The organism is Ensifer sp. EB106-03-01-XG145, from assembly GCF_058792075.1.
Map to the genome: position 1 here is coordinate 371,744 of NZ_JBYTEC010000004.1, position 24,322 is coordinate 396,065.

Below are 24,322 nucleotides of genomic sequence, written 5' to 3' on the forward strand. Positions count from 1 at the left end.
GTCCGGCGCCGCGATTGCGGGCCGGATGAGCAAAACCATCTGCAGGCCGTCAGGTCGACACGCCCAAAATGGTTGCGGCATTTTCGATTGTTTGCTTAGCGGCCGCGGTGGCCGAAGAGGGAAGCTGTTTCGCGGGTCTGTACCCGCAGCATCGCGTTCCAAAGCTGTAGAACGAAACGCGGCTGAAACTGGCTCGCAAGCTTGCGCTGCGACAACATGATAAGTCTCCGATAGTTTTGGACATCTGGCATATAGTGCATTGGCGGAGATTTTGCCAGAGCGCTCGCGCCGGGGCAGCTCTGCGCGCCAAGCATATGTGGAAAACGGCATAAGGCGGACGAAATACCTGCCGGCGAAAAAGAAAATGCCGGGATGATTTTCATCATCCCGGCCAGTTGGCTTCACTGGGAGGAGAAGTCTTCTTTGGAGGTTCAGGCTTTCTTGCGGTTCTTCTGTCGGTAGACGTCGATCACCACGGCCGCGACGATAATCAGGCCCTTGACGATTTCTTGGTAGTAAGCGTCGACGCGCAGGAAGGTGAAGCCCGAGGTCATGACGCCGAGGATAATCGTGCCGATCACCGTGCCGGTGATGCGGCCGACGCCGCCGGTGAGCGACGTGCCGCCAATGACGGTCGCGGCGATCGCGTCCAGTTCATACATGACACCCATGCCGGCCTGTGCGGTCTGGGCACGGGCAGCGGTGACGACGCCGGCAAGGCCCGCCAGCATGCCGGCAATGGCATAGACCTTGATGAGGTGCGCTTCGACATTGATACCCGAGACGCGGGCTGCCTGAACGTTGGCGCCGATTGCATAGGTAAACTTGCCATAGCGGGTGTAGCGTAGCGCGATGTGGAAGATGATCGCAACGACGAGGAAGACGATGACGGGCCAGATGCCGGTACCGATGAAGTTGAACTGTTCGGTGAGGCCCGAGACCGGTTGGCCCTTGGTGTACCACTTGGAGATACCGCGTGCCGACACCATCATGCCGAGCGTGGCGATGAAGGGCGGGATCTTGGTGCGGGCGATGAGCTGGCCGTTGATGAAGCCTGCGAGGAGGCCGATACCAACGCCAAGCCCGATCGGAACGATCGCCGGCATGTCGGTCAGCGACGGATAGAGCGCGCGGGGCCAGGTGGAGGCCTGAGCGACGCTTGCCGAGATCATCGCCGTCATGCCGACCACGGAGCCCGAGGAAAGGTCGATGCCACCTGTGATGATGACCTGGGTCACGCCGACGGCGATAATGCCGATCACCGAGACCTGCAGGATCATGATCGTCAGGCGCTGTGGGTTCATCAGGAAGCTCTGTCCGACGAAAATCCAGCCCAGCACCTCATAAACCAGCGCAATGCCGATCAATACGAGGAAGATGTTGAATTCAGCGGGCAGGCGGCGCTTTGCGCCGGCAAGCGATGTGCTCGCGCCCTGTGCGGCGACATTGGTATCCATTTTCATTCCTCCCTTTCGTCGGGTCGCTTCCCGCTCAGCTTGCGGCGAGCTCCATGACCTTGATCTGGGTTGCTTCCGCCCTGTCGAGGAAGCCGGTGACGCGGCCCTCGTGCATGACCATGATGCGGTCGCTCATGCCGAGCACCTCTGGCATTTCCGAAGAAATCATGATGACGGCGACGCCGTTTCGCGCGAGTTCGGTGACGAGGCGGTGGATTTCCGCCTTGGCACCGACATCGATGCCGCGTGTCGGCTCGTCGAGGATCAGGATGCGCGGATTGGTGAGCAGCCAGCGGCCGATCAGCACCTTCTGCTGGTTGCCGCCGGAGAGGTTCTCGATGCGCTCCTGCAGGTTCGGCGTCTTGACGCGCAGCTTGCGGCTCATCTCTTCGCAGGCGGCGGTAATCTGTTTTTCGGTGACGAAGCCGCCCTTGACGAAGCGATCCTGCAGCACCGCGATCTGCATGTTCTCGAGGATGTCGAGGATCAGAAGACAGCCGGTGTCCTTGCGGTCCTCGGTCAAGAATGCCATGCGGTGCTTAATTGCGGTGTTCGGGCTATTGATCGAAAGGGTTTTCCCGTCGATCGAGATCGTGCCGGAACTTGCCGGCGTCACGCCGAAAAGCGTCTCGGCGACGTTCGAGCGGCCGGAGCCGACGAGGCCGGCAATGCCGAGGATCTCACCGGCACGGACATCGAAGGAGACATCGCGGAAGACACCGTCGAGCGTCAGGTTCTTTACCGAAAGGACGACATCGCCGATTGGCACTTCCTCCTTCGGAAACATCTGGGTGATCTCGCGGCCAACCATCATGCGGATGATGTCGTCGCGGGTTACGTTGCTCGAGGCATGGGTGCCTATAAATTTGCCGTCGCGAAACACCGAGAACTCGTCGGCGATTTCGAACAGCTCGTTCATCTTGTGGGTGATGTAGACGATGCCGATCCCTTGTTCGCGCAGGTCGCGGATGATCTCGAACAGGTGAGCGACCTCACGCTCCGTCAGCGCCGAAGTCGGTTCGTCCATGATCAGCACGTCGGATTCATAGGAGACCGCCTTGGCGATCTCGACCATCTGTCGGTTCGCAACGGAGAGATGGCGGACCTCGATCTCCGGATCGATCTTGATCTTCAGGCGATCGAACAGCCTGGCGGTGATGCGGTTCATCTCGCCATGGTCGACGAAGCCGAAGCGGTTCTTCGGTTCACGGCGGATCCAGATGTTTTCCGCCACCGTCATGAACGGCATCAGGTTCAGTTCCTGATGGATCATCGCGATGCCGTTTTCGAGTGCGTCGAGCGGCGATTTCAGTCTGATGTCGACGCCCTTCAACCTGACTTCGCCCTTGTCGGGTGTATAGATGCCGGCGAGAATCTTCATCAGCGTCGACTTGCCGGCGCCGTTTTCACCCATCAGCGCATGGACCGTGCCGCGCTTCAGCTTGAACTCGACGTCGTCAAGGGCGACGACGCCCGGGAATTCCTTGCGGATGCCTTCTGCCGAAAGAAGATATTCGGCCTTCGGCACGGCGCCGCTGGCGCGCACGGCTGCCATCGTTGTCGGACTGAGCGTCATGTTCCTTGCCTCCCCCGTCGTTTCCGGCTGTTGCGGAAAGTCCTCGTCGCTGGTGGGTGACCAGCCCATTTAATCGCAGGTCGCATCCAAAAGGACGCAGACATCCGCAGCGGGACTTGCATATTTGAGCGGGAGCGCAGGTGATTCTGCGCTCCCGCCGCAGGCGATCAGTTCTTGGCCTGATACTTGTCGAGGTTTTCCTTGGTCACCAGCTCGAAGGGAATATAGACCTTCTTGTCGACGGCCTCGCCCTTGGCGAGCTTCAGTGCGGCATCGACCGAGCCCTGGCCCTGGCCGGCTGCGTTCTGGAACACCGTTACGTCGAGGTCGCCCGCAGCCATTGCGGCGAGTGCGTCCTGCGTCGCGTCGATGCCACCGATGACGACCGAGTCCATCGAGCGGCCAGCGGCCTTCAGCGCCTGGACGGCGCCGATCGCCATTTCGTCGTTGTTCGAAATGACGGCATCGAATTCAACGCCGGCCGAGAGCCAGTTCGTCAGAAGGTCCGACCCTTGCGTACGCGACCAGTTGGCCGTCTGCTCCTCGACGATCTCGATACCCTTGCATTGGTCGGTCGCAAGCACGTCGTGAATGTCCTTCGTGCGCATACGGGCGGCCTGGTTGGACAGTTCGCCCATCATGACGACGGCCTTGCCCTTGCCGCCAAGCATCTTGCAGATTTCCTGCGTCTGCAGCGTGCCGGATTCCTGTTCGTTCGACGCGACGAAAGCCTGCTTTTCCGGCAGGGTGTCGACGTTGACCGGCTCGCGGTTGACGTAGACGAGCGGAATGCCGGCGTCGGCTGCAATCTTCGACATGGCTGCCGTCGCATCGGTATCGACCGGGTTGACGATGATGGCGGTCACGCCGGCTGCGATGAAGTTCTGGATCTGGCTCTGCTGCTTCGAAACGTCATTCTGCGCGTCCTCGATCTGCAGTTCGACGCCGTCGAGCGTCTTGGCGTAATCGGACATGCCGTTGCGCAAGACCGTCAGGAAGTTGTCGTCGAAAAGGGCCATCGACACGCCGATGGTTTCGGCATGCGCGGCCGCCGACATCATCACGGCCAGCGCTGTACCCAGCACGAATTTCTTCATTGTCACTCTCCTCCACAATGGTGCCCGGCGACACCTTCTCCTGCCGGGAGCGCAATCCTTGCCGGATTGCGCTCATTCACATCGAAAGCGCCACTCCCGTTACGCCTTCGGATAAAACGGAATAAACGAACCAGTAAATTGCGAGTACGGAATATGTATTCCATTTTATGGGGCGCCGTCAAGACCTGTTGCGGCGCTCCCATCGTTTTGCCGCAGCCAGGCCGCGGCGGATCAGATCCGGGTTTGAATGTGGTCCACACTCTGCCTGATCGCAGCCGCCGGATCTGCGACCGCGTGGACTTCGGCGGCAAACGGTTCGAAGGAAAGCGGCCCTGCATAGCCCTCGGCGCGCAGGCGCCGGATCTGGCCGACATTGTCGAGAAGGTCGTCCTGATCGACCAGAACGCGATGTGAATCGCGCAGATCGGAAACCGCGACCCGACCGTCGGTTACGCCGGAAATATGCACGAGCCCGGTCATCTCGGGATAGGTTGCGGGTTCTCCCGCGAGGTGGTGATGGAACGTATCGTGCACCAGTCGGAAGGTACTTTCTCCTCCGACCGCCTTGATCCCCTCGACAGCCTCCCTCTTCGAGCGCAGAGAGCAGATTTCGAAGCCCAGCGGCTCGACAAGGCCCACAATTCCGGCCGATTCAAGCATCGGTTTCAGCGCGGCAAGCGCTTCACGAAGGTTTGCCTGTCGCTCGCCGTCCGCCTGGCCCGTGCCGTCATTGACGGGGACGAGCACGAGGGCCTTGGCGCCGCAATCGCGCGCATAGGCGATAAGCTCTTCCGCCTCCGCTTGACGCGCCGCATTCCATTCGTTGAAGCGCTGTAAAGCGTTGATCGAGATAATTGTAATGCCATTGCGACAGGCAAGCGCCGCCACGTCCGTTGCGGGCGTGCCGTCGACGATGGCATTGCCCGAGAGGTCGTTGCGGATTTCGACGGAGGAGATCCCGAGGGATTTGGCAAGTTCGAAGAAGGCGCCGAGCGGAAGGCCGGGCGTCGTCATATGATTGAGGGCGAAGGGCAGGGTTGTCACGGGAATGTCTCCTCCAGTGGGACGGGTCACGCTTTGCAAATAGAACGTTCATTCCATTTACAGCGTCGCAGACATTTCACCAACTGCTGGAGGACAGTCAAAGAGCGAGTGACGCAAAGGACTTGCATTGCTGCAATATTGCCTTTCGTCAATGATTGGATTCTATCATCCTTCGCTAGATATTTTCAGGCGTGAAGAGATCGAAGGGCAGGAATGTCTGCCCTGGGGCACCCGTCGGGCCCTTATCGACCGCCTGGATCATCAGATTGACCGTTTCGCGCGCAAGCGTCGCGGTCGGCGTTGAAATCGCCAGCGTGACGACATCATCTCCGAGGGCCGCCCGGGACTCCGGCGTCAATTCGTTGACGACGGCAATAAGCTTGCCTTCCAGCTTTTCCTCGCGGATCGCAGAGATGGCACCTTCCATGCCCCCTCCGCAGACGTAGAAGCCGATCAGATCCGGATGGCGTTGCAAAAGGTTCAGTGTTGCCTCGTGCGTGATCTCGGCCGTATCGAGATTGACCATCGTATCAAGCACTTCGAAATCCGGTGCATGTTCACGGAAATAGGAGCGGAACCCGATCTCTCGAAGTTCGTGGCCGAGGAAGCGATGGCTTCCGACGAAGGCCGCGACCTTGCCGGGGCGTTTGGCTGCCTTGGCGATCATCCATGCCGCGGTACGGCCGACCTTGTGGTTATTGAGTCCGACATAACCTTCACGCACGCCGGCCGCGAAGTCCGAAAGCAGCGAGAAGACGGGAATGCCGCGTTCCTTCAGTTCCTCGATCGCGGCCGTCACCGCCGGATAATCTGGAGCGACGAGCGCAATCGCCTGGTTTCGCGCCGCAGCCGCACGAAGCTTTTCCGTAATCGCCGTCGGTGTCGAATTTGCCACGAAGTCGACCTGGGCGAAGACACGTGCATTCGACAGCGAAAGCGCCGCGTTTTCGATCTCCTTGGCAACCGCCTTGTAGAAGGACTGCTCCGGCTTCTGCAGCACAAAGCCAAGTCTGTATTGCGGCAAGTCTTCGAACACACGCTGCCGGATGAGGCCAACCGCGTGGTAGCCGATAGACTTGGCTGCCTCGTAGACACGGCGCGCAGTCTCCTCTCGCACCGGATGCCGTCCGTTCAGGACGCGATCGACAGTCGCGACGCTGACGCCGGCGGTCCGTGCGAGGTCGGCAATGGTCGGACGGTTGCTCATCGCTTCTCCTGATAGGTTTACATCACAGATGATATGCAGTGGATGACATCATTTGAGAGAATATATCATTGCTGCATTGAGACCTAGCAAAAGTCAACCTATCGTCATTGCACGACATCGGACGCTCCTGGCCAAACTGGCCGGATCGCAGGGAGGAGAGCAAATGGCGATGGTTCCAACGAAGCGAGATTACAGTCTGGTTGGGCGCGATGCCCAGGCGGCTGTCGCCAACGGCCTCTCAGCGGCGGAGTGGTATCACACGGAGATCCCGCGCAAGCAGATGAAGGAACTGATGAAGCGTGAGAACGGACCCGCGATCCGCGATACCGTGATCTGGCTCGGTTGCCTCGTTCTTTTCGGTGGGCTCGGCATCACCTTCTGGGGCACCTGGTGGGCCGCTCCGTTCTTCCTCGCCTACGGCGTTCTCTACGGCTCGGCCTCCGATAGTCGCTGGCACGAATGCGGGCATGGCACCGCGTTCAAGACGATGTGGATGAACAACGCCGTCTACCAGATCGCCAGCTTCATGATCATGCGCAATCCCGTCACCTGGCGTTGGAGCCACACCCGCCACCACACAGACACGGTCATTGTCGGCCGCGATCCTGAGATCGCCGTCATGCGGCCGCCGGATCTCTTGCGCCTGGTCTTGAACTTCTTCGGCATTCTCGATGTCTGGCATGCAATGGTCGACATGGTTCGCAACACGCTTGGCATCATCAGTTCCGAGGAAGCGACATTCATCCCGGAAATGGAACAGCCGAAGGCGATCCTCGTTGCCCGCATCTGGTTTGCCATCTACGCCGCAACGATCGCGCTCTCGCTCTACCTCGGTTCGATCCTGCCGCTGATGTTGATCGGTCTGCCGCGGCTCTACGGTGCCTGGCACCATGTGCTGACCGGGCTGTTGCAGCATGGCGGCCTCGCCGACAACGTCACGGACCATAGGCTGAACAGCCGCACGGTCTACATGAACCCGGTCAGCCGCTTCGTCTATTGGAACATGAACTACCATGTGGAGCACCACATGTTCCCGATGGTGCCCTATCACGCCCTTCCGAAGCTGCACGCCATGATCAAGCACGACCTGCCGGAGCCGAACCCCTCGATATTGCATGGCTATCGCGAGATGATCCCGGCCTTCCTGCGGCAGTTGCGCAACGAGGACTATTTCTTGAAGCGTGAACTGCCGGCGACGGCGAAGCCCTACCGGGAAGAATTTCACAGCGACGCGATCGTGCATGCAGCCGAATAGCCAACGAAATTAGGAATGGGAGAAAGTGATGAGCGGAAGCTGGGTCGAAGTCTGCGCGGCGAACGAAATCGATGAGGAAGACGTCATCCGATTTGATCACGAAGGGCGCACCTTCGCGGTCTACCGGAGTCCTGACGACGAATTCTTCGCAACCGACGGGCTTTGCACGCACGAGCACATCCATCTGGCGGACGGCCTCGTTATGGACGACATCATCGAATGTCCGAAGCACAACGGTCGCTTCAACTACAAGACCGGCCAGGCCAAGGGCGCCCCGGTCTGCGTCAACCTGAAGACCTATCCAGTGAAGGTCGAGGCAGGAAGCGTGTTCATCGCGATCGCTTGATTGCGGCTTCAACGCGAAGAACTCAGCAAGAGCGGGCAGGGAGGTTGAGATGGGTGGAATTGTCATTGTTGGTGCCGGTGAATGTGGCGCAAGAGCCGCCTTTGCCCTGAGGGAGCGGGGCTACGACGGCTCAATCACATTGATCGGCGCAGAGCCGCATCTTCCCTATGAACGACCGCCGCTTTCGAAGGAGGGCCTTAAGGAACAGCTTCAACCGAAATATGTCGCCGATGCCGAGCGCTACGCTGCTTCAGGGATCGACGTACTGACCGATACCCCAGTCAAGGCCATCGACCGAGTCGCCAAACGCGTGGAACTCGTCGACGGCGGCAGTATTGCCTATGATCGGCTCTTGCTGACGACCGGCGCCCGAGCGCGAACGATACCCGGAACCGATGATGTGTCTCGGCGCGTTCGCACGCTCAGAACGCATGCCGACGCAGAAGAAATCCGCCGCGAACTTCTGTCCGGGCGGAGGCTTGTCATCATCGGTGGTGGATTTATTGGGCTGGAACTGGCGGCGACGGCGCGCAGTCTCGGCGCAGACGTCGTCCTGATCGAGGGGCTGCCACGCATCCTTTCACGCGGCGTGCCGGCTGAGATCGCGACCGTCGTCGCAGAGCGGCACCGCACGGAAGGCGTCGACATACGTTGCGACACGAAAATCGATCGCATCGATACTGATGAGAACGGTGTGCAGATCCTGCTTGCGAACGGACAATCGGTCGATGCAGATTTCCTGGTCGTTGGCATCGGCGCATCGCCGAACACGGAACTTGCAGAAGCCGCTGGCCTTCAGGTGGAAAACGGCATTGCCGTCGACGCGACGCTCAGGACTTCGGATGCCGACATATTCGCGGCCGGCGATTGCTGCTCCTATCCGCTCTGTCACTATGGCGACCGCCGCGTGCGTCTTGAGGCCTGGCGCAATGCGCAGGACCAAGGAACACTCGTCGCCGGCAATCTGCTGGGTGCGAACGAGACGGTCACCAGCGTGCCGTGGTTCTGGTCCGACCAATATGACCTGACGCTGCAGATTGCCGGACTTGCAGACGGCGCGACTGTGACCGTGCGACGTGATCTCGCAGATGGTGCCTTCATTCTTTTCCATCTCGACGACACTGGGCGGTTGCTTGCCGCTTCCGGCATCGGCCAGGGAAATGCCGTCGCGCGCGATATCCGGCTGGCGGAAATGCTGATCGCGGCCGGAAAGCGGCCCGCCCCCCAGGCGCTCATCTCGCCGGAAACCAAACTCAAGGCCCTGCTTGCCGCCTAGTGCGAGAGCCTTTTGCTACCCCTTACTTGATCACTGATATCGGAGACTTCTCATGAAAAGCCGCCGCCCGACCGTTGCCGACCTCCTTTCGATGAAGGGCAAGCGCCAGCTCACCATGTTGCGTGTGGAAACGCTTGACGAAGCCGAAGCGGCGGAAGCCGCCGGCATTGACCTCGTCTCCGTACCGCCGGCACTTCTGGGGCCGCAGTTTCGGGAAGTGGCGCCGACCTGTTTTGCCTTTCCCGGACTTGAGTATGGCGACTACGTTTCGGCCGAAGAATACATCCGTGCAGCATTCAAGGCGCTGAAGGCCGGCGGCGATGCCGTCTACTGCGCCGCCGGTCTTTCGACCGTTCGGCGCATGCGGGAAGAGGGCATTCCGGTTTGCGGCCATGTCGGACTCATCCCATCCAAGGCCACCTGGACCGGTGGGTTCCGCGCAGTAGGCAAGACGGCGGCAAGCGCGCTCGAGATCTGGCGGCAGCTGAAGGCGCTGGAGGAAGCTGGAGCGTTTGCTGCCGAAATCGAGGTCGTCCCTGGCGACGTCGCATCGGCGATCAGCGCGCGAACCTCGATGCTGATGCTGTCGATGGGGGCGGGGGCGGGCTGCGACGCCCAGTATCTGTTCGCCGATGACGTGCTCGGCAGCAATCGTGGCCACGTGCCGCGCCATGCCAAGACTTATCGAAACTTCGCTGCCGAGTATGACCGCCTGCAGCGCGAGCGGATTGCCGCCTTTTCGGAGTTTGCCGAAGACATCCGGTCCGGGGTCTATCCGCAGCAGCGGCATCTCATCGGCATCGAGGAGGCGGAACTGCGCGCGTTTCTGACAGAGCTCGAGCGCGGCTAGGACCGAACGACTTGCGCCGGAGAGGGCGGTTGGTATAGTCCACGCACCAATTCAACTTATCTCCGCGACGGATACCGATTTGAGCGCCCTTATCCAGGACAGTCTCACCTTTGTTGCCTTGCTTGCCGCGATCTATGCGGCGACCGTGCTGTTGTATTTCATCTTGGGCTACGGCATCACCTGGCTCAACGACCGCAACCCCGACCGCCGCATCCAGAAGGGGCGGCGCGGCGAGAAGCGCAAGGCCATCGAGATCCGCCAGAGCATGGCCTCGATCCTCGTCACCTGCACGTCCGTGGCGATCGGTCTCTTTGCCCAGTATCAGGGCTGGACCTTGTTCTCGCCCTGGTCCTTCAGCTGGTGGACGGCCGTTCCGCTCTTCGTACTTTGCATGGTGCTCTTCGACGCCTGGTTCTATTTCGCCCATCGCCTGCTGCACACGAAGCTTTTCTACAAATACCACGTGCTCCACCACCGCAGCGTCGCGCCCACGGCCTGGAGCAACGATTCCATCGGCCTCGTGGATACGGCGCTGTCTCAGGGCTATTACGCGGTGGTCGTCTTCCTCGTCCCGTTCCCGCCGATCATTCTCTTGGCGCACCGGCTGTTCGACCAGATCAACGGCACCTTCGGCCACGCCGGCTTCGAATACTTCGCCTCACGAACGGCGCGGTATCCCTCGCCGATGCTTTGCACCACCTATCACGACCAGCACCACGCCGAGTTCAAATACAATTACGCGAACTACTTCTCATTCTGGGACCGGGTAATGGGAACTGTCGCGCCGAATTATGATCGGCGTGTGGAGGCGTTTGAAGGGGAGGCACCGGCGCTCAATCTGCGGAAGGCGTCCACGGTGACGGGAGCGGCTGAGACCTCTGCTGCCGACTGAGGCGGCTTGCGTTCCAATCCATTTTTCTGCGATGGCAATGGCTCGACTGAGAATTGAATACCCGTCAGGCGGTGATGGATTGGAGCAGATGGTCGAGCCATCGCAGGATGAAATTGAGGTCGCGTTGAGGCGTGGCCCGGCGCATTACGCAGATCGACCGATTACGCTTTCGGTCTGCGATCCCGACAACCGGCTTGGCCGCCGCCCACAGCTTGCCTTCAAACGCCGAGACCGGACGCCCCATACGGTCTTCCGTTCGTTCCTGATGGACGGGCGAGGGCGGGGGCGCTTCTACGGGTGGACACCCGTGCAGCTTGATGCAGTGGCTTTGGTGCCCGACGTCGCGACTGCAAACGACTCAGCAAGCACTGAACCGCAGATCAAGATCCGACGTCTGACTCTCGCCGAGGCGGCACTCCTGATCGCATTCCGGCGGACCCTGGCGTTCCTGCAGATTATCAGGCTGTTCCTCGTGGGTAACAGAAAGGGAGCCGAGTTTCGGTTCGTTCGGCAATGCGACGCCCTTTCCGCCCCAGACTATCGCGATTGGGTGGACGCCCAAGCGCTGGCGGAGGCGAGCGAGACGGGAGACGATGCGCGCGGGTGGCCGCGAAGGCCACGGATCCTCGTTTCGATCGAAGGCATCGATGTGGCCGCCGTCGTGGAGACCAGGCAGTCGCTCGAAACCCAGACATGGCGAGACTTTCAGGAAGCGTCCGCGGCAGAGATCGACCGGTTGCTGGAGCGAGGCGAGGCGACCGACGATCTGTTATGGCTGCGGCTTCCGGCAGGAATGCGCGTCGCCCCAAAGGCGCTGGAGCGATTGGCGCGTTCGTTTGCATTCTCTACAGATGTCGCGGTCGTTTACTGCGACGAAGATCATATCGACGCCCGCGGCGTGCGTGTTACCCCCTTCTTCAAGCCAGCCTGGAATGAGCCACTCGCTCGCTCGGGATGGCTTCCCCTGGAAGGCGCCGTTCTTCGCTTGGCCTCCATCCCCGATGGCGTTTCTCTGCAAAGCGCTTCCACCACCGAAATTGTTCTCGCGATGGCTCAGGTGTCGTCCGGAATGATTATGCATCTGCCGAGAGTTCTGTTGCATCGAGGACCATCGTGCCGCCGGCGCGACCATCGCGAGACGATTGTTCAGCCGAAACGGGAACGCCCGGCAGTCAGTGTCATCATTCCGACGCGCGATAGGGCCGACTTGCTTGAGGCCTGTCTGAAAGGTCTCTTCGAGAACACAGCCCCGGCGGATCTTGACGTCATCGTCATCGACAATGATAGCGCCGAACCAGCGACTCTGGCCTTGTTCTCGCAATATGAGCAGTCAGGCTTTATCCGTCGGATACCACTTCCCGGAGCTTTCAACTTTTCCCGTGCCTGCAACATTGGCGTCCATGCCGCCCGGCACGACCTCATCCTCTTGTTGAACAATGATGTTGAGCCGATTGATTGCCATTGGCTCGAGTGCCTGGCAGGCGAGCTCGATGATCCGACGGTCGGCGCCGCAGGAAATTTGCTGCTGTTTCCCGATGGCTTCGTCCAGCATGGGGGTGTGACGCTCGGTGCCGGAACAGTCGCACGACACAGCTTTCACTTTCTTGACCCGAAGGGCCACGGTGACAAAGGGCTTCTGAGCCAACGTCGTGATATGTCGGCCGTGACCGCGGCCTGTCTATTGACACGCAAGGATCTATGGCACCGGCTTGGCGGCATGGACGAGCAGAATCTGACGGTCGCGTTCAACGATGTGGACTACTGCCTGAAACTACGGGAAGCAGGTTTCCGTATTGTCTGGACGCCGGAGGCGGCTATGTTGCATAGAGAGAGCGTCTCGCGTGGCGCCGACGATACGCCGCAGAAGCTTCAGCGCTTTGCGCGCGAGGAGCGAACCATGCATCAGCGTTGGAGCGACACGTTGAAAGCCGATCCATACTACAATCCGAACCTCTCGCTCATTGCCGAAGAATTCGCTCTCGAGGCACATCCTAGAGATGTTAATGCGAGGTCGAGCGCTTGAGCAGCGTGCGTGAACGGCTGGCCCACTGGATCGAGCGGCGGCTGCCTCAACCGCGGCTACGGGAGGGTGCCACGGGTGGCCCGAGGCAGCCGGTGAAGCGGATCATCGTTTTCGGCCGGATACCGAACCCAACCTTTGACTATTACCTCGCAGCCCGCCTTCAGGCGCCCGACATGCCGCCCTATGAGGTTGCGGATATCCGCGGCCGCGAAGTGCCGACCCTGGAGGCCGATGGAGCCTTCGTCATCATATGTCGCTACGCATCTCCGTCCGTCCTGCGCTGGATCGAGAGCAATGCGGAACTTCTCTCCGGAGTGGGGCTGTTCCTCGACGACGACATCCCTGCCGTCGTGACGGGTAAGGATGCGGATTTTTTCTATCGGTTGTTCCTTTGGTACCGGGCACTTTGGCCACTCCGCCGCCTGAACCGGCATTTGGATATCGTCTGGGCCTCCACGCCGCACCTTGCGTCCCGTCTGGCGGGTGCAAAGGCCGAGGTGTTGCCGCCGGCGCCGCCCTTGGCGCTTTGGCAGGCGGCGGGATGCCATGGCGACAGACAAAATCAGCCAAACCATGAGGCCTTGATCGCCTATCATGCGACCGGGGTGCACTTGGAGGAGCATCGTTTCCTGAGGCCAATCATTGCAGATGTTCTGCGCGAACGGCCCAAGGTTCGGTTCGAAGTGTTTGCGGATCGGCGTGCCAAGGCGATCTGGCAGGGGCTCGAACGTGTGCAGATCCGCGAGCCGATGCCGTGGAGGGAGTATCTAGCTGACGCGAACGCCCGACGGATCGATATCATGCTAGTTCCGCTGGAACCTTCACATGTGAACGACAGCCGTGCACCTACGAAACGCATTGATGTGGCGCGATACAAGGCGGCGGGAATCTTTTCGCAGGGCGTGGTCTTTGGTTATGCCACAGAGGGCGACGAATTCCTTCTTCCTTACGATGCCGGACAATGGCGTGAAATCATCTTTCGGCTCGTTGACGATGTTGGAGGGCGCGGCATTACCGCAATTGCAACACATAAGGCCGTCTTGCAAATGGCGTTGGCAGCAGATACGGGATTTGAGGCCCTTAAAGCCTGAGAAACAATTGGCCAGCTCTCTGAAGGCGCAATGCGACTTCGAATGATGGAAAAGCGGACCGTTCCTGAATGACGTCTAAGATATTGTTGCTACAACCCAAACGTTTTGGTGACGATCGCGGATGGTTCTCCGAAGTCTACAATGAGAGAACCTTCTCGGCGTACGGGATCAGCGACCGGTTCGTTCAGGACAATCACTCGCTCTCGGTCCCTGTTGGGACGTTGAGGGGGTTACATTTTCAGACAGCGCCATTCGAGCAAGCAAAGCTCGTCCGCTGTATCCATGGACGGATCTTTGATGTCGCCGTCGATATTCGCCGTGGTTCGCCGACGTTTGGACAGTGGGTCGGTGCTGAGCTCTCGGCCAAGAATGGGCGGCAACTTTATATTCCGTCGGGATTCGCACATGGCTTCGTGACACTGGAACCCTCGACTGAAGTGACCTACAAGGTGTCCAGTCTCTACTCGCCGGAGAACGATGGCGGACTCCTTTGGAGCGACCCTCAGATCGGCATCGAATGGCCTCTAACTGAAGGCACTGAGCCGATCTTGAGCCCAAAGGACGAGCGTCAGCCGCTGCTGCGCGATTTTGACAGCCCCTTCCGTTACGATGGCGTTCCTCTTGAATTGGTCGAAGTGTAAGTTTCAGAAGGACTGACAATGCGCATTTTCGTCACCGGCGGCGCCGGCTTCATTGGATCGGCTCTGGTTCGGCACCTCATCGACAATACCGAACACGAGGTCTTGACCTTCGATAAACTGACCTATGCGGGTACACTGACCTCGTTGTCCCCAGTCGCTGCCTCGCCGCGATACGGTTTTAAGCTGGGCGACATCTGTGACGAACGTGCGGTGAAGGTCGCTATTGAGGACTTCCAGCCCGACGTAATCACGCATCTCGCCGCAGAATCGCATGTCGACCGATCGATCGACGGCCCAGGCGCCTTCATTCAGACGAATGTAGTTGGCACGTACACGATGTTGGCAACAGCGCTAGACTACTGGCGCAGGCTCGAGGGCGAGCGTCGTGTTCAGTTCCGTTTCCACCACATTTCGACGGACGAAGTTTTCGGCTCGCTTGGCGAAACCGGCTATTTCACCGAGACAACGCCCTACGATCCCCGTTCCCCCTATTCGGCTTCCAAGGCGGGGTCGGATCACCTTGTTTCGGCGTGGGGCCACACATTCGGTCTGCCCGTTTTGATCACCAATTGCTCGAACAACTACGGCCCCTATCACTTCCCTGAAAAACTCATCCCGCTCATGATCGTGAAGGCCCTCGCCGGCGAGCATCTTCCTGTTTATGGCAACGGTACGAATGTTCGCGATTGGCTGTACGTGGAAGATCATGTTCGCGCGTTGCAATGCGTCTTCGAGAAGGGTATCCCCGGCCAAACCTATAATGTGGGCGGCAAATCCGAGCGGCGGAATATCGATGTGGTGAAGACCGTCTGTGAAATCCTGGATCGCCTGCAGCCGCGTGGGGACGGGCAATCCTATGCCAGCCAAATCACATATGTTGCCGATCGACCCGGGCATGATCAACGCTACGCAATCGATTCAACTAAGATTGGCAATGAGATCGGCTGGGAACCCGTTGAGAGCTTCGAAAGCGGGATTGAGAAGACTGTCGCCTGGTACTTGAACAACCGAGACTGGTGGTCAGAAATTCTTGATCGGAGCCAGCCCGCCCGGCGAAGAGGCTTGGGCACATGAAAATGCGGCGGCTTCTGATTACGGGCGGCATGGGGCAGGTGGGAACCGAGCTCCTCAACTGCCACTGGCCCGCCGACACAGAGCTGGTTGCGCCGACGCGTCAGGAACTCGACCTGTCGGATTTTGATAGTATTGGCACGTACATATCCCAGGGCGAGTTTGACGCGGTTATTAATTGTGGTGCCTATACGGCAGTCGATAAAGCCGAAAGCGAGGTCCTGACGGCCTGGAAGATTAACGCACTGGCCCCTGCAGCACTTGCTGCGGCGACTAAAATTGCAGGAATTCCACTCGTTCACCTTTCGACTGACTACGTGTTCGACGGTTCGAAAATAGAACCCTACACGGAGGACGACCCTGTCGCTCCGCTCGGCGTTTACGGCGCTTCCAAGGAAGCGGGCGAACAGGCGGTTCGTACGGGCAATCCTCGTCACGTCATTCTACGGACCGCCTGGGTCTTTAGCGCGCACGGCTCCAATTTCGTCAAGACCATGTTGCGGCTCGGCAAAGAGAGGGAATTGGTCAAGGTCGTTGACGACCAGATGGGGTGCCCTACCGCAGCTTCCGACATCGCGGCGGTTGTCCGCCAAATTGTCGTTCGTCTGATTGAGGATCTTAAGGCGCCAGTGGGCACCTATCATTTCGTCAATAGTGGCGCCGCAACTTGGTGCACATTCGCGCTCGATTTGTTTACCAAGCGGGAAGCGGCAGGTTTCAAAGTGCCAAAAATTGAGGCGATCGCCACAGAAGATTACCCGACGCCGGCGCGGCGCCCAAGGAACTCACAACTCTCTACAGAAAAGTTGAAACGCGACTATGGTGTTCAGCCGCGAGACTGGCCAACGGCGTTGGAGGACGTCTTCAGGCTTCTGTCGACCGACGCGAATCTATAAGGATGTTAAAATGAAAGGTATCATTCTGGCCGGAGGATCGGGTACGCGATTGCATCCCGCCACGCTTGCAATCAACAAGCAACTTATCCCTGTGTACGATAAGCCGATGATCTATTATCCAATGTCTGTCTTAATGCAGGCGGGGATCCGTGAGATATTAATTATATCCTCTGCTGAGCACTTGGATAGCTACAAACGTATTTTCGCGGACGGCTCAAACTGGGGCCTTCGGATTTCATATGCGTTGCAAGCAAGGCCCGAAGGGTTAGCTCAGGCTTTCACAATCGGCGAAGAATTCATTGGATCTGACAACGTAGCTTTGATCCTTGGAGACAATATATTCTTTGGTGCCGGTCTCAGTGAGTTGCTTGAGAGAGCATGCTCACGAAAAACGGGAGCAACAGTGTTTGCGTACGAAGTCGAAGATCCAGAGCGATATGGAGTGGTGGAGCTTTCGTCTGCCGGCCAGGCGTTATCCCTTGAAGAAAAGCCACATCAGCCGAGATCGCGGTTCGCAGTAACGGGATTATATTTCTATGATAATAGGGTCATTGAGTACGCAAAAAGCTTGAAACTGTCCTCGCGGGGTGAGTATGAAATCACCGACTTGAACCGGATTTATATGGAGAGTAAGGAATTATTTGTAGAAAAAATGTCTCGCGGCTTCGCTTGGCTCGACACCGGTACTCACGATAGCTTATTGGAGGCTGCAGAATTTGTTCGAGTTATACAGCATCGACAGGGTACAAATATTGCATGCATAGAGGAGATCGCATATCTAAGTGGGTTTATTTCTAGAGATAGACTTATTGAGTTTGGGAAATTGTATGAGAAAACCGCATATGGAAAGTATATTCTGAAATTTGCTGAGCAGTTCAGTTGACTTTACGGTTGCTTGCTATGCCTTTCTCATTTCGCTGAGTCTGATTTATGCATCCGGCTAACGCTTCCCGCGCGGATCCTAGTGATTTGAAATTGCTTAGCATGGAGATTGGGGAGTGGCCGCTCTGGGGGAGGCGGCTTTGTCCTCTTAGAGCCTATGCGAATTGCTCAGCAGGTGGAAACAACGGGCGCAATATATTAAACCAGCCGCGTTGTTTCATGAAGGGCGCGTCCGAGTGTGAGGATGAAGGTCCCTTACCCCTTATGGCTGCGCAGATTTTTGGGAATAGGGTTTCTGATGAAATTTAACTTTGGCTACCAAAAGACAAAATTCAGTATTGACGTCGCAACGAGCCGGCAAATTTCAGGCTGGGTATGGTCGCCGAGAAACCCGAGGAATAGGATTGAGATAGAACTCCTTGAGGCGGGACGGGTCGTAAGGACAGTAATTGCAAATCATTTTCGGCAAGACTTAAAGGACGCGCAAGTTGGGGACGGTGCTCACGCGTTTTGCTTTGGATTTCCTGAGGAGATTTGCGATGGGCAGTTACGTACCCTACATCTCCGTGTGCGCGGGGCAAAAAAGCCGTTCTACAGTCTTCCTCCGATGAAGCTGGCGGTACTGGTCGATTTTCATATCGATGCGGTGACGCATCATCAAATTACTGGATGGGCTTGGCTTCCTGGAGTTCCACAGCAACGTTTGCACATTGAGTTCGCCGAGGGCGGGAGTGTGCTGGGGAGTGTCATGGCTGCTGATTTTCGACCCGATTTAAGAACGGTCGGAAAGGGGGATGGTCACTGCGCCTTCGCATTCCCGTTGCCACCGCAGTTGCTCGACGGAAACTCTCACGCTGTTGAACTCCGTATTCAAGGAGGTTCAGATCCATTCCATCGGCTTCCTGAGCGAGTGTATGGGCAAATTCTTGGAGAAGTGGAAGTCGGCCGAGCCAAGCGCCAAGCGCCTGGGCCGCGCCTGCCGCTCGCTCTCAATAGGGTCGAGTTACCCTCAATTACGAGCCCAGCATGGGGGGGGCGTCGCCGTACTAATCTATTGCAAACAAATACGACCCAATCCCCTGATGTCTCGATTGTACTCAACGTACATCGCGAAGCAAGCTACCTTCAAAGGACGTTGCTCTCACTTGTGGAGGCTGTGGAGTACGCTCGACAACGCAGTGAGTTGACGTTCGAGTTGATTGTAGTCCTCGACAACTCGGACGATCGTACCCGCAGATGGGCTGAGCCTCAGCGTTTCGCGGATTTCGATGCGTTTAAAATCATTGAGGTTTCCAACGGCTCGCTTGGGCTTTCTCGCAACTCTGGGATTGCGGTAGCTAACGGTAAATATGTTACGACATGTGATGCGGACGATTTGATATCGTTTAATATGTTCTACGAATTGTTTGACATTGCGCAGAAACATGGCGGAGATGTCGCAGTTTTCCCTGAGTACTTACTGGCTTTTGGAGACACGAGCCATTTGTGCAAGTATTTCGATAGTCGGTTTGTGCCAACATTAGCCTATTTCGACTACCATCCTTACATTTCTCGCGTTTTCATTCCTACCGATTATGCTCGCGCTCATCCTTATAAGCATGCTGACCACCGCAAGGATTACGCTTACGAGGATTGGCATTTTACTTCAGAATTGGTTGCAGCGGGTATACCGTTACTCGTCGCCCCGAATACAACTCTTTTTTATCGGCAGCGTGCCGGCAGCCTCCTGCGAGAAGCCAATGCAACTTCATCACGCCTTGTTCATCCGAACCGCCTGTTGGAGCCGAGTAGGTTCATAGCGCTTACCGATGAATGGAGCGATATTGTGCCGAATGGTGAGTGGTCTCCTCCAAGTGTAACTATCATAAGAGAGGAGTTCTTTGAGAACCCCGCAACGCAGGCCAGCGCATACTACGCCAACAAGATTGACCCCGCTGTGGGATATTCACCGGAGCCGTTGACGAGTATATTCTCCAACCTGCATGGGCAAGGCGTTATGGGGTTAGCGTATAGAACTGCGTGCCTTCAGTTGCTTCAGCGAGATTATACTGATGTTGTAGTTCTGCCGTTTTTAACTACCGGGGGTGGGGAAAAGTACATTCTTTCCCTTCTCGAGGAGCTCGTTGAAAACCACGCGGGAGAGCGTTTCTTATTTTTGAGCGGAGAGGCTTTTGAGACGCATAGCTGGCTCGACCTGTTGCCACCCAAATCCGATTTCCTTGATCTGCATCAGATCTGTGGCGGGGATGAAAATGTCATCGATGTTGTGACATTGCGTCTTATCCAATACGCGGGTAAGGCGATGCGTGTCCACCTTAAGGCAAGCGGATACACCCACCGGTTCTTGAGTAAATTTGGGCGGTTGATCCAAGACAACGAGGTTATCTATTACCGCTTTTGCGATGAGATGTATGTGTCGCAAGGCGATATTTGGCGTGAAGGAAGCGCATTCCAATCAATTAGTGAAAATATCGGATATATTCATCGATTCATTTCTGATCACCAGGCGTTGGTCGAATCGGACCGTCAGTTATTCTCAACGTTCGAAGAGCGTTGGCAGTGCATCTACACAAAATGTGAGTTGCCTACGCGTGCGTGGATACAGCCTTCTAGAGAGGCCAGAATAAAGCTGCTGTGGGCGTCACGTATTTCTTCACAAAAGCGACCACAGTTAGTTTTGCGCATTGCTGATAAGCTGAAGGAACAAATGCCGAATGTGGAAATTGACGTATATGGGCGCTGTGACCCAGGACAGGACGTGAGTTCAATTCAGGCACGTGCTAATTTAACCTATTTGGGGCCGTATAAGAACTTCTTTGATATTGATCTTAGTGGGTACACAGCATTTCTTTATACATCCCACTTCGATGGATTGCCCAACGTCGTTCTTGAGGCGATGGCGGCTGGAATGCCCGTCGTTGCTCCAAACGTTGGAGGTATTCCCGAAGCGGTTGTTCATAGAGAAACTGGGTGGATCGTGGACGCAACCGGAGACGACGATGCTGATGCTCAAGCCTATGTCGACACTATTCGTGAAATGGTTTCGGCTGCATCCTCGATTTCCGACGTGGGAGCGTCCGCGCGGGCCTTGATCGCGGAGCGTCACAGTCGGGCTGCGTTCGGTAAGCGGGTGGCGGATGTCTTCGCGAACAAGAGTTAGAGCGGATCGGGCAAGTGAAACGGCAACGAAGGGAAATTCTGGGAAATGTCGCACTTAGAAAGGCTCTCGATGAAGCGATCGAACTTGATGCCACCTATGTACCCAACTCCGGAAATCTTGGTGACGGCGTCATCGCATTAGGCAATAGCCATCTTTTTGACGAATGGGGCCTCAACTTCCGCAGTGCCCGATTTAGCCGTGAATCTATCGCTGACGCGGGAAACCATTTGGTGCTGGGTGGCGGCGGCGGAATGGTAAGAGGGCTTTATTATGAACTCGGTTCCTATTTACTGCAGCTTCTAAAGAGCGGTGGGACAGCGTGCATTTTGCCAAGCACAATCAAGGATTTTGGCAGTGAGTTTGTAAGATACGCCGATCAGTTGACGATCTTTGCCAGAGAGCGAACAACCTACGATGAACTTCTGGCCAGTGGGATGCCACCTTCCAGAGTGCATCTTTGCCACGACTTGGCATTTGCGCTGAACCCGATATGGATTGAGGCGCAAAAAGGAACGCCTCCATATGGCACGCTTATGGCGTTTCGCGAGGACGATGAGCAGACGTTCGCGCCTGATCGAGACGAAAACATTGATCTCTCCCTGTTCTTAAACGGCTCCCTTTGGCATGACCGAGAGTTCACAGAGGCTTCGGTCTCTCGACTTGCGCAGTTTCTCGCGAGTTACGCGTCGGTCAAGACCAACAGATTGCATATTGGAATACTATCATTTCTTCTCGGTGTGGATTTATCTATGTTTGATAACTCCTACGGAAAGAACAAATCAATTTTTGAATATTCGTTGTATCAGGAGGTTGGCGTGAAATTTATTGGGGATGAAGGGAAGGCAGAGGTCGATTCAGAGACGTCAATTTCTTCACCGTCTTGGGAAGGCTTTCGCAAGAAGCTTGCCTGGTATGAGAAAACCCGGCGCGAATGGTGGGAGCCTCAAATTGAAAAGCTTACCAATGATTTGCAGTCTCAGGCGGAGCTGCGACAAGATTGGTTCGAGCCGGAGCTGAATAGACTAGAAGCAGCAGCCAAGGTTTTGGAGGCCGAGAAAAACGAGCTTTCTCGGAGCAACGATCTACTAAAGGAAGAGGTTTCGCAACTCGAAGCGGGCTTGGCTGAGGCGCAAACTGAAATTGAAACCCTTAAAAGAAGGGTAGAAGATGTTGGGATCAGGAAAGACCTTGAGCTTAGAGATCTACAATTCAAACTTTCAAAGGTTAGAGGTGATTACCTGCATGAGCGATCCCGGGTTGCAGCTGCTGGTTCACAGATCAAGCAGTTACGGCAAAAGATTGACGATGCGAAGGAAGAGACAGCGAAAGCTCGGAAGGTCAGCGACGACCTTTGGGACACGAAGGTTGATTGGTGGGAGCCCGAGCTTGAACGACGGGCTCTGCAAATTGAACGGCTCGAGGACGAGAACTCCCGACTGCGTAAAGCGCTTGGTGAACCCTGAGCCCAATCAGTTTGGTGAAGCGGTACGTCACATACTTTCTGAGGTGCGTGAATGTTTGGCCTTCGCTGCGAGTGGTGCAACATGCCACAGACGGAGTAAATTCCTACGTTGTGTTTACATTTTCGAGTTGCCTGAGGGCGATACGTTGCCTTGATATGCCCGTGACTGGATCGTGACGCGTATGCCTGCCAAAGAAAGGTGATGTGTTTTACCTCTGACTACCCCAGAGACGCACCTCGCTTCCCTGCCTCCCACGGACAAATGTACTCTGACGCCCGCAAGAAAATTTCCGGGCCGCGCCTCGCAGAGTGAACTAGTCGTCACCCGGCTGACTATGCCAGCCACGAGATAGTCGTGGAGGAGGGTCTGGATTTCGTGTTGCGCCATCTCAGCCGTCGCCATCGCTTCTTCATAAATCATAGGAGCCTTCTCTTTTCGATGCGGAAAATGCGAGAGAGGAAAGATGATAGCTAGCCCTGCTCGATGATTTATTAGAATACCCTCACGATAGGGAAAGGTGAAGCGCGTGTGCACGGGAAGAGGAATCGCTTCAAATTTTAGTCGGGCGACGAATTCGTTTGTCCCGTCTAGAGCAGATCCTGTTCAATCCGGGTCATATCCTGCAGCTCTGAAGTAGTTGGCGCATTCTCCAGGGGTGAACCGGGGTAGCAAGGCGCCGACTGCGTCCCATAGCGCATCTTTCAATACCCGCAATCGAAGATCATCGCTCAAGGCTCGTGCCATCATCCACCTCTCCAAAGTGGATGTTGAATCAGCTTCGGCCTGCGCCGTCACTTCACAATCGATTCATCGATCGCAGGATCTGCTCTAGCCCGCTCCAAAAAAAAGTCCCTACAGCCTCGAGGGGGCGACATCTAATGTACGCATCCGAGGTGGGCCGCCTTGTAGGAATTGTCGGATTTGGCACTGACTGTCCTTATTGACGTCAATACGGACAGTGCGGAATGGAACGACTTGAGATTATCGATTGCGGCCGGCGGCGACGCTTCAGCAAAGAGATGAAGCTGCAGATTGTCGCGGAGAGCTATTCGGAACCTGGCTTGTGTGCGACGACGGCGCGGCGACATGGAATATCGCGTTCGCAGTTATATGAATGGCGCCGGCTCGCACGAGCGTGGCAACTGGATGTTGCTTCGCCTGTGGGCGGCTTTGTGCCGGCGCTGCTTGTTCCAGAGGTAGAGCCGGCAGCAGGGTCATTGCCGAACGCCGGCCGGATGGAGGTTGTCAGCGCCAACGGTCGTCGTGTGATCGTGGACCGCGATGTCGACGTTGAAGCGCTGCTTCGGATCCTGCGCGGCCTGGAGGCGCTGCGATGAATCCGTTTCCGATGGGAACAGGGGTCAAGGTCTGGCTTTCGACGGGGTATACGGACATGCGCTGTGGCTTTCCCTCTCTGGCGCTTCGGGTGCAAGAGGTTCTGCAGCATGATCCGTTGTCAGGGCATCTCTTCGTCTTCCGGGGGCGCAGATCGGATATTTTGAAGATCATCTGGCATGATGGTCTGGGCGCCTGCCTTTTTACCCGGCGGCTGGAGAAGGGCCGGTTTATCTGGCTGAACATGGAGGGCGGGGCGGTCGCGATCTCACCGGCGCAATTGTCCTATCTGTTGTCCGGGATCGACTGGCGCAATCCGCAGGAAACCTGGCGTCCGACACGGGTCGGATAGCATTATTGCATTGAAAATATTGAATGAATCTGATCGACTGGCTTCATGACCTCGAAGCCTGTGGATCTTCCTGCGGACCTTGCGAGCGCCTATCTGGCGCTGCTTTCCGAGCGTGAGATGTTACAGGCTGAACGTGACGTCGTTGTTGCCGAGCGCGATACCGTCGTCGCCGAGCGAGACATCGCGGTGGCGCAAGCCGCCAATGCGCAGGCGATGTTGTCCGACAGCGAGGCGTTGATCGCCAAACTGGAGCTGGCGATCGAAAAGCTGAGGCGGGAGCTTCGCGGAAAGCGTTCCGAGCGCACCGCGCGCCTGATCGACCAGATGGAATGTATGCGACGTCCACGCCCCATGGCTTTTTCAGTTGCAGCGATCTGAGGTTGATCTACGGGCCGTCAAATGAGCTCA

General features: G+C 57.1%; 21 protein-coding genes and 1 pseudogene. 16 read left to right on the forward strand and 6 right to left on the reverse strand.

All coding sequences use genetic code 11. The features are described 5' to 3' along the window. Positions 1 to 95: 95 nt before the first annotated feature. The 6 genes from AC3WWH_RS14235 to AC3WWH_RS14260 form a co-directional block, all read right to left on the reverse strand. On the reverse strand, positions 96 to 218 hold the full coding sequence (locus AC3WWH_RS14235) for a hypothetical protein (protein WP_255571421.1): 123 nt from the start codon (positions 216 to 218) through the stop codon (positions 96 to 98). Between the two features lie 213 nt (positions 219 to 431). After that, the gene (locus tag AC3WWH_RS14240; protein ID WP_440693053.1) at positions 432 to 1,457 is read right to left on the reverse strand and encodes an ABC transporter permease; all 1,026 of its coding nucleotides are present in this window, start codon (positions 1,455 to 1,457) and stop codon (positions 432 to 434) included. 34 nt (positions 1,458 to 1,491) lie between these two features. Further along, the gene (locus AC3WWH_RS14245; RefSeq protein WP_440636340.1) at positions 1,492 to 3,033 is read right to left on the reverse strand and encodes a sugar ABC transporter ATP-binding protein; all 1,542 of its coding nucleotides are present in this window, start codon (positions 3,031 to 3,033) and stop codon (positions 1,492 to 1,494) included. Positions 3,034 to 3,200: 167 nt separating this feature from the next. After that, positions 3,201 to 4,130: a sugar ABC transporter substrate-binding protein gene (locus tag AC3WWH_RS14250; RefSeq protein WP_440636338.1), complete on the reverse strand. Its 930-nt coding sequence runs from the start codon at positions 4,128 to 4,130 to the stop codon at positions 3,201 to 3,203. Between the two features lie 231 nt (positions 4,131 to 4,361). Next, a complete protein-coding gene (locus AC3WWH_RS14255) occupies positions 4,362 to 5,174 on the reverse strand; it encodes a TIM barrel protein (RefSeq protein ID WP_492377085.1) in 813 nt (270 codons plus the stop codon). 175 nt (positions 5,175 to 5,349) lie between these two features. Beyond that, positions 5,350 to 6,381 (reverse strand): LacI family DNA-binding transcriptional regulator, encoded by a 1,032-nt coding sequence (locus AC3WWH_RS14260; protein ID WP_492377086.1) that lies wholly within the window; start codon positions 6,379 to 6,381, stop codon positions 5,350 to 5,352. 163 nt (positions 6,382 to 6,544) lie between these two features. Here AC3WWH_RS14260 and AC3WWH_RS14265 point away from each other — a divergent pair, with 163 nt between their 5' ends. The 16 genes and pseudogenes from AC3WWH_RS14265 to AC3WWH_RS14340 all read left to right on the forward strand — a co-directional run. Then, complete coding sequence (locus AC3WWH_RS14265; RefSeq protein ID WP_492377087.1) at positions 6,545 to 7,636, forward strand: fatty acid desaturase family protein; 1,092 nt, start codon at positions 6,545 to 6,547, stop codon at positions 7,634 to 7,636. A gap of 28 nt (positions 7,637 to 7,664) precedes the next feature. After that, on the forward strand, positions 7,665 to 7,982 hold the full coding sequence (locus AC3WWH_RS14270; RefSeq protein ID WP_492377088.1) for a MocE family 2Fe-2S type ferredoxin: 318 nt from the start codon (positions 7,665 to 7,667) through the stop codon (positions 7,980 to 7,982). A gap of 49 nt (positions 7,983 to 8,031) precedes the next feature. Continuing rightward, positions 8,032 to 9,258 carry an NAD(P)/FAD-dependent oxidoreductase gene (locus AC3WWH_RS14275; protein WP_492377089.1) on the forward strand — a complete coding sequence of 409 codons (1,227 nt, stop codon included), beginning with the start codon at positions 8,032 to 8,034 and terminating at the stop codon, positions 9,256 to 9,258. Positions 9,259 to 9,310: 52 nt separating this feature from the next. Next, on the forward strand, positions 9,311 to 10,108 hold the full coding sequence (locus AC3WWH_RS14280; RefSeq protein ID WP_492377090.1) for a 3-methyl-2-oxobutanoate hydroxymethyltransferase: 798 nt from the start codon (positions 9,311 to 9,313) through the stop codon (positions 10,106 to 10,108). 79 nt (positions 10,109 to 10,187) lie between these two features. Beyond that, the gene (locus AC3WWH_RS14285) at positions 10,188 to 11,000 is read left to right on the forward strand and encodes a sterol desaturase family protein (RefSeq protein WP_492377091.1); all 813 of its coding nucleotides are present in this window, start codon (positions 10,188 to 10,190) and stop codon (positions 10,998 to 11,000) included. Between the two features lie 88 nt (positions 11,001 to 11,088). After that, entirely contained in the window at positions 11,089 to 13,023 is a 1,935-nt protein-coding gene (locus AC3WWH_RS14290; protein WP_492377108.1) for a glycosyltransferase family 2 protein, read from the forward strand. A gap of 92 nt (positions 13,024 to 13,115) precedes the next feature. After that, the gene (locus AC3WWH_RS14295) at positions 13,116 to 14,114 is read left to right on the forward strand and encodes a hypothetical protein (protein WP_492377092.1); all 999 of its coding nucleotides are present in this window, start codon (positions 13,116 to 13,118) and stop codon (positions 14,112 to 14,114) included. Between the two features lie 68 nt (positions 14,115 to 14,182). After that, entirely contained in the window at positions 14,183 to 14,755 is a 573-nt protein-coding gene (gene rfbC, locus AC3WWH_RS14300) for a dTDP-4-dehydrorhamnose 3,5-epimerase (protein WP_492377093.1), read from the forward strand. An 18-nt stretch (positions 14,756 to 14,773) separates the two neighbouring features. After that, entirely contained in the window at positions 14,774 to 15,829 is a 1,056-nt protein-coding gene (gene rfbB, locus AC3WWH_RS14305; protein ID WP_492377094.1) for a dTDP-glucose 4,6-dehydratase, read from the forward strand. A 2-nt stretch (positions 15,830 to 15,831) separates the two neighbouring features. Continuing rightward, a complete protein-coding gene (rfbD, locus tag AC3WWH_RS14310) occupies positions 15,832 to 16,722 on the forward strand; it encodes a dTDP-4-dehydrorhamnose reductase (protein WP_492377109.1) in 891 nt (296 codons plus the stop codon). 10 nt (positions 16,723 to 16,732) lie between these two features. Then, a complete protein-coding gene (rfbA, locus tag AC3WWH_RS14315) occupies positions 16,733 to 17,605 on the forward strand; it encodes a glucose-1-phosphate thymidylyltransferase RfbA (protein ID WP_492377095.1) in 873 nt (290 codons plus the stop codon). Positions 17,606 to 17,902: 297 nt separating this feature from the next. Continuing rightward, positions 17,903 to 20,764: a glycosyltransferase gene (locus AC3WWH_RS14320; protein WP_492377096.1), complete on the forward strand. Its 2,862-nt coding sequence runs from the start codon at positions 17,903 to 17,905 to the stop codon at positions 20,762 to 20,764. Between the two features lie 14 nt (positions 20,765 to 20,778). Next, positions 20,779 to 22,227, forward strand: a complete 1,449-nt coding sequence (locus AC3WWH_RS14325) for a polysaccharide pyruvyl transferase family protein (RefSeq protein WP_492377097.1) — start codon at positions 20,779 to 20,781, stop codon at positions 22,225 to 22,227. Between the two features lie 965 nt (positions 22,228 to 23,192). Then, entirely contained in the window at positions 23,193 to 23,564 is a 372-nt protein-coding gene (gene tnpA, locus AC3WWH_RS14330; RefSeq protein WP_113515400.1) for an IS66-like element accessory protein TnpA, read from the forward strand. Further along, positions 23,561 to 23,914: an IS66 family insertion sequence element accessory protein TnpB gene (gene tnpB / locus AC3WWH_RS14335; protein ID WP_492377098.1), complete on the forward strand. Its 354-nt coding sequence runs from the start codon at positions 23,561 to 23,563 to the stop codon at positions 23,912 to 23,914. The genes tnpA and tnpB overlap by 4 nt, the downstream gene beginning before the upstream one ends. A gap of 45 nt (positions 23,915 to 23,959) precedes the next feature. Continuing rightward, a pseudogene (locus tag AC3WWH_RS14340) lies at positions 23,960 to 24,271 on the forward strand (IS66 family transposase); the annotation flags it as partial. Positions 24,272 to 24,322: the final 51 nt, after the last annotated feature.